The sequence below is a fragment of the Gardnerella sp. CCPDSM genome (genome assembly GCF_056754715.1).
The window spans coordinates 1-3,715 of the sequence record NZ_JBQEQO010000017.1; the positions used below are offsets into that span (position 1 = coordinate 1).

The window sequence follows — 3,715 nt, forward strand, 5'->3', positions numbered from 1 at the left end:
TTAGGTGGACGTATTGCAATAGAACCAGCAAATGCGTGACACACACAGTTATCGTGGCAAAAATCGCAAATCTAGCAAAATCTGCCACGATAACATGCGTCCTGTTTACAGCGTCATGCAACAATTACAATGACTGAATTGTAAGGCGTAAGACTAGAATTACATACATTTTTAATACATTTAGTATATTAAATATATTTAGTTGATATTTGAAACAAAATGGCACTTATAGCAACAGAACAACAATTCCATATACATAAAACATCGTTTTATGATTTTATTGACATCCATATAAATTCAATAGTAGAATTTCTAATGTGTTGTTTAGTTGCACCGTAAAGATGCATGCAACTAGCGCTTTGCTAGTTTCTTTTATCAGTACGGTTGCTGATCATCATGGTTAATTAGGAGAGAAGATAAGATGAAAATTTGTTATAAAATGATAGCTACATGCTTTGCATGTTTACTGATTGCTAATGGATTAGTAAATGTAGCATATGCCGGTAATCATTCTGGAGTTACAACTCAAGAAAATAGTTTTGTAAAAGTACGAAATTATATAGCATTCCAAGGTGAGCGTTTCAGATTACTAGATACATTCCAAGACCCAAATTCAGCAAAGCAAAACTTTTTATCTGAACATTTTGACGTTATCAACAAAGCTAAGAAAAGTTATTCCTTGCCTGAATTAACTGAAAAAACAGCAACAATTTATAAAAACATTCTTTCACAAGAGGATGAAAAAAATACATTGAGAACAGACGCGACAGAATCTGTTGAATTTTTAGATTGGTATGAAAATAGATCTGAGAATGATGCAATACTTGCTGAACTTGAAAAAATAAATAAACAAATTTCTAATGGATTTCTATCTAAAGAAGAAGGCATAGAAAGCGCTTATTTACTTTTGCCAACATTACCAGAAAATCATAATGATAAACCATATTACGCAGACCGTAGTTCAGGGATTAATGTTTCTGCCGCGAAAAAATATGCTGCAAAATATGCTGTAAAACCTAATCCAAAATACGGTTATAAAAAAAGAGGCTGGTGGATTTGGGAACGCGGTGAAGATTGCACAAATTTTGCTTCTCAAATTTTGTACGCCGGTGGCGTATCAATGGATATGTATAATAATCCATCTAAAGGTTGGTGGTGGAAGGCACAGAATAACACTTCTATCTCTTGGGTTATTGCTAATACTTTCAAAAATTATATGGGAAGTGGCTACAATACAAAGCATTGGAAACAGCTTGTTCATTCTGTTGCTGACGGTGATTTTATCGGCGTTGATTATAACCAAGATGGAGAAGTTGATCATATCGGTTTCGTGTATCAAAAAGGTCGCGATGGTTTGAAGATTGCACAACATTCCACGAATTATTTAGCGTGGGATGGTGGATGGCCAAAACATGACGGAAAAGCTATTTATTATAGAGTACGTCGATAAATAGTAAAATTTTGTAACATTTTCATTTAAGAAGAATGTAAATAATGAATTTGCTAAAGAATATTTGTAAACGCAAGTGCGCGTGGTTATTGTTTATTCCACTTGACACTATATGCCTACTTACTCTGGCATATAGATATTTTATTAACACATCGGATGGGTATGTTTTATATGACGGTCTTGCATGGACTAGTGTAGTAAGTCTTGTATTGTTGGTTTGCGTTATTGCATTTTGTCGCGAGCGCAAACGCTGGATAATGTCAATAACATTAGTAGCGCTTTTCGTTATATCTACGCTTATTTGCATGTATGCACAATCATTAGCAGAGCTATTACAAGTTCCTATGGTAGATTATGCATATTATCCCGGCTCTGAAGTAAATACAGTTCTTATATGCCTGAATTTTTGCGTACATAGTGTATTGGTTATGCTTCTTGCATTTAATAGTTATAAGACTTTCATCGAGAAAGAACAGTCAGAAAATAGTGCATCTTGCAATATTGTTCTCGAGGAGAAAAAATTTAAAAATATTCATTCTTTCTGTGCAAAATATTTGTGGATTATTTTAGTAGTGATTGATGCTATAAGTATTGTATTACTTCTTCGATTTTGGTTTACAGGATTGCATGATGCAGTTAATTCAACATTGTATAAGGCAGTACAATTGTCTGGATTTTATGTGCCAATTTGCTTTGCAATTGCTGTGTTATCTTTGCGCAAAGATTCAATGCGATGGAAAGCATTAATACCTATTGTAATTATTATTTTTGATACATTAGGTACATTGCTATGGTCAAGTGATACAGAACTATTGTATGGGTATTCAATCAATCCATACCCTGGACCTCATATTTTCACTCTTGTTACTACGTGGAATTTCTACCTAATCACTTGTACAGCTTTTGCTTTAATGTTGCACAAATATAAGGAAAATGTACGATTAAAATCAGTTGATAGCGTTCAAAATAAAAAAGATTAGATGCTGATTCAATCCGCGCAATAATCGCGATTGTGCCTTGCAATTATTGCGCAGATGCGATTGAAGCCTCTTGGCGAGCAACGTCAAGCGCCTTGTTAAATGCATCGCTAGTCCAACTTGCTCCAGCAACAACCGAGATATGCAAATCTTTTAGCGGTTTTCCAACTATTTTTCCAGAGATAGCGCTAGCAAAAGCGTTCATGTGTTTTTTAGAGATTGGCGTAAACGGATGAGGCGTGATTTCAACACCGTTCACATTACCACTTGCAACGCTTAAATTCACATCAAAACTATCTTCTGCAACAGGACCATACGTGGCTTTGATTTTGTATTCGCCATCTTTGTAATCGCCAGTATCGGTTTTAGGCTGATTCTGCTGGTTTTTTGAATCTTGCGAATCTCCAGAATCCTCAATTTGCGCAGAAGACTTAGATTGCTGAGCGCCAGCATCGTACTTCCCTGAAGGGTTACCACCATCATCCGCGCTTTGACCAGAATTGCCAGCGAACTCATCGTTCATAGGAACAGCTTTTGGCTCTCCACAAGCGGACAACATAGCAGACGATGCAGCTATAACAGCAAGCGCAGCAACAGTTTTTGCAACTTTTTTTGGATTCGACATCCTTCAGGGTGGATTCCCTATGTCTAGCGACTGGCTAGGAATTCGACTCCAATTTCCCTTTTTTCAAAGGTAAGATACAGAACAAGAGAATAGTTTGAACTTAGACCAGCTTTAGGCTCTTTTAGTTTCATCATGGTTTTGCGTGATGCAGACTCAACGACGTATTCTTTGATCGCAAGTGTATCGCTTACCTCACTTCGGTCACATAAATATAATATTGCCAGAAAGACGGGTGCATATATTATGCGAGTTCAGATAATCCAGAACTGCTAAGTTCGAGCCATCTTGTGATTGAGAGGCTCTCTAAAAAGTCGCGATCATGACTTATTACTATTATTTGTTGTTTTTTTTTGACCAAGAGTATAGTGTTATCAAATTTGTCAAATAAGCTATTTGATTTGTGTAGTTTGTAGTGATTATTTAAGTTGGATAGCAATTTGCAAGTAATCATGCGAGTAGTTATGTAAGTTTGCATGTAAGTAGCTATGCAAGTTTGCGTTATTTTGAAAGAGTTTTTAGGGGAGAGCTGGTTGCTGTGAAGGCGATTTTTAGCAAAGATAATATTTTTATTCGTATGAGATCTATTAGTCCAGCATTGCGATGGGCGCTGGTTGGCTTCTGTTTTTCTATGTTCGGCAATCAAGCGTATGAAGGCTCGGTTTT

General features: G+C 36.1%; 3 protein-coding genes. 2 read left to right on the top strand and 1 reads right to left on the bottom strand.

Annotation, left to right across the window (positions count from 1 at the left end; genetic code table 11):
* Positions 1-421: 421 nt before the first annotated feature.
* Positions 422-1,450: an amidase domain-containing protein gene (locus tag ACTJLE_RS06170; RefSeq protein WP_415699527.1), complete on the top strand. Its 1,029-nt coding sequence runs from the start codon at positions 422-424 to the stop codon at positions 1,448-1,450.
* Between the two features lie 257 nt (positions 1,451-1,707).
* Positions 1,708-2,430: a hypothetical protein gene (locus tag ACTJLE_RS06175; protein ID WP_410296730.1), complete on the top strand. Its 723-nt coding sequence runs from the start codon at positions 1,708-1,710 to the stop codon at positions 2,428-2,430.
* Positions 2,431-2,473: 43 nt separating this feature from the next.
* Here the strand turns inward: ACTJLE_RS06175 and ACTJLE_RS06180 are convergent, their stop codons facing one another.
* Positions 2,474-3,052, bottom strand: a complete 579-nt coding sequence (locus ACTJLE_RS06180; protein ID WP_481267872.1) for an FMN-binding protein — start codon at positions 3,050-3,052, stop codon at positions 2,474-2,476.
* Positions 3,053-3,715: the final 663 nt, after the last annotated feature.

Excerpts from the sequence above, each read along its gene's own strand:
- ACTJLE_RS06170 (WP_415699527.1), top strand. The coding sequence starts at position 422 with ATGAAAATTTGTTATAAAATGATAGCTACATGCTTTGCATGTTTACTG.
- ACTJLE_RS06175 (WP_410296730.1), top strand. The coding sequence starts at position 1,708 with ATGTCAATAACATTAGTAGCGCTTTTCGTTATATCTACGCTTATTTGC.
- ACTJLE_RS06180 (WP_481267872.1), bottom strand. The coding sequence starts at position 3,052 with ATGTCGAATCCAAAAAAAGTTGCAAAAACTGTTGCTGCGCTTGCTGTT.